Genomic DNA, 1496 nt, shown 5'->3' on the forward strand with positions numbered 1-1496 from the left:
GAGTAAATTTCATATTTTATAATCATTGATTTTACTAACTTTTTTATTATTCAAAAAGGAAATTCACCCCAAAATGTCGAATATTTAAGTACCACCAAAAATACACAACAAAGAGGAGTGAATACTTATGTATATTCGACAAGAATGCCTATTTTCCTTTGAAGAAATAATAAAATTACAACCTAAAACTAGGCTTGAATTAATTCTAGCCCAACTAGATTTTTCAAATGTATTAAATGGTTTAGCCCAGCTACACGCTACGCGTGGCCCGAAAGGGCATAATGAGCTAGCACTATTGTATGCTTTAGTTGCTATGCAAGTTGAAAAAATTAAATATTTTAATAAGTTAGTCGATAGACTTAAGACTGATCCTATATTTAGGTATAATTGTGGTTTTAACATTTTAGAGAAAACACCTTCAGCATCAACCTTTAGTAGATTTTTAACTAAGCTATCCAAAATACCTTCATTGGAATATGACTTCGAGTGTTTAGTTAAAAAGGCCATTAGTATAGGAATTGTTGATGGTTCAAATGTAGCAATCGATTCTACTAAAATTGATTCTTTTGAAAAAGCTAGACCTAAATCCAAACTTAAGAATGATGCTGTTTCTCCAAACTGGGGAGCTAAGAACGATACTGATGGTAATAAAATACGTTGGTTCGGATTTAAGCTTCACATACTGGCAGATTGCAAGAGTGAACTACCCTTAAGCATATTGCTATCTCCCGCTAGTTATAGTGATGGAGATTTAGCTATTCCGCTGATAAAAAAGTTCATCACCAAGTACTCTGGAGTTTTGAGTCCTAAGCATTTTATTATGGATAAAGGTTATGATTTTCAAAAGATTTATGATTATGTTACTCACGATGTTAAAGCACAACCAATTATAGCTTACAATCCTAGGGCACAGTATGCTCCACCAGAAGGATTTAATGAGAAGTTTGAACCCATATGCTCAATGGGATATCCATTAACTTACTGGGGAAAAGATGGTGACCACCTTAAATTTAGATGTCCCCAAGCAACCGGTAAGGTTAATTGTCCATTTGGAACAAAGCATTGTAGCAATTCAAACTATGGATTTTGCCTAAAGGTAAACTATAAAGAGAATAATAGGTATTACTCTTATCCTCTTAGGAGCAGTGAAGATTGGCAAAAACTCTATAATCAACGCACCTCTATCGAGAGGTGTAACTCAAGATTGAAAGAGTACCTAAATGTTAATAATCTGCGTTCAGCAGGTATTAGAAAAGCAAAAGTTGTAGCTCTACTAAACTGTATGGCTTTAGTAGCAGGCACTATTGCTGTTAATCAGAAGTCTAACGACTTAAATTTAAAGCAAGCAGGATAAATTTATTAGTTTTAAAAGTTATCCACAGGTGCAATAGCACCTTAGCTTTGCTATTATCTTTTTCTGAACAAAATAGTTAATTATTAACAAAAAGTAATGATTTTTAAATATAATTGAGGAAGTTTAATTGTGCAATTTCCTC

Annotated in this window: 1 protein-coding gene; it reads left to right on the top strand. The window is 33.0% G+C overall.

What is annotated here, in order from left to right:
- Window positions 1-127: 127 nt before the first annotated feature.
- Entirely contained in the window at window positions 128-1354 is a 1227-nt protein-coding gene (locus CLOACE_RS11585; protein WP_070111394.1) for an IS5/IS1182 family transposase, read from the top strand.
- Window positions 1355-1496: the final 142 nt, after the last annotated feature.

It is taken from the genome of Clostridium acetireducens DSM 10703 (assembly GCF_001758365.1).
GTDB lineage: Bacteria > Bacillota > Clostridia > Clostridiales > Clostridiaceae > Clostridium_C > Clostridium_C acetireducens.

What these genes read in the sequence shown, in the direction of transcription:
- CLOACE_RS11585 (WP_070111394.1), top strand. Translation starts at nt 128, where the DNA reads ATGTATATTCGACAAGAATGCCTATTTTCCTTTGAAGAAATAATAAAA.